This window comes from Oleiphilus sp. HI0086 (assembly GCF_001635225.1).
The window spans coordinates 1-867 of sequence record NZ_LWFZ01001143.1 but is presented as its reverse complement, the minus strand read 5'-3'; the positions used below and the strand labels follow the sequence as shown (position 1 = coordinate 867).

2 protein-coding genes are annotated in these 867 nt (G+C 43.3%); one reads left to right on the top strand and one right to left on the bottom strand.

The genetic code is table 11. The features are described from left to right. Positions 1–148 precede the first annotated feature (148 nt). The gene (locus tag A3756_RS20135; protein WP_082865110.1) at positions 149–607 is read left to right on the top strand and encodes a DUF1499 domain-containing protein; all 459 of its coding nucleotides are present in this window, start codon (positions 149–151) and stop codon (positions 605–607) included. 64 nt (positions 608–671) lie between these two features. On the opposite strand, the gene A3756_RS28040 is transcribed toward A3756_RS20135, so the two are convergent. Next, the coding region (locus tag A3756_RS28040) for a type IV pilin protein (RefSeq protein WP_197481412.1) at positions 672–867 on the bottom strand (196 nt) is incomplete at its 5' end.

The following is an 867-nucleotide window of genomic DNA, read 5'->3' as shown; positions in this document are numbered from 1 at the left end:
TGGACCGTGTTGTGGCAACTTACCGTAAGTTGAGTAAGTAATTACCTAGACTATTAGGTGAATAATAGGGCTGCATTAATGCGGCCTTTTTTGTGGCTTGAATAAATAGATTGTGCGCAATATACTTGCATAACTAGAGGATAAGACAATGAAGAAAGTTATTTATCTACTGATATTTTTTATACTGGCTGGAGTCATCACAATGCGAGTAATTGAGAACAATACAGCACCTAAATTAGGTGTTCAAAATGGTGAGCTGAAGCCCTTGGGAAGTCGGCCTAATAGCGTATCAACTCAAACCGATAAGCCTGATAAGCAGGTAAAATCGATTGCCTTCGATATAGAAGCAAAGCAGCAGATGCAGAAGGTTCAAAATGTCATAGACGCTATGCCGGGGGCAAAAATTCTTCAGCAAAGTGATCACTATTTGTATGCCGTTTTTACCAGTCCGCTGATGCGTTTCAAAGACGATGTGGAGGTTTATCTGGATGATGAGCAGAAGCTAATTCACTTTCGTTCAGCGAGTAGGGTGGGGTATTCAGACTTAGGTGTTAACCGGAAGCGATATGAGGACTTTGCTAGGCGACTGTCTGTATTGAGTCAATAAGCGAAATTAAAAAAGGCCTGTCAGCGGAAAGCTGATAGGCCTTATTGAACGGCGTATCTATCGTTTAGTTCTTATCCCAGTCAAACTCATTTGCACCGATCGCGCCGCTATTATCCTCGTCCCAGCTTTTTTGGCCTAGGGAGTTATATTCTAAAAAGCCATCGCCCGTTTGGGAATTGGTAGGAGTCGCTCGTAGGGTGTAAGAACTCCCTGTAGCCGCTTCAATCGTTAGGTCGTAGTAAACAGATGAGCCGCCTACC

Bases quoted from the DNA above. Each gene is read 5' to 3' on its own strand.
- A3756_RS20135 (WP_082865110.1), top strand. From the start codon at position 149: ATGAAGAAAGTTATTTATCTACTGATATTTTTTATACTGGCTGGAGTC.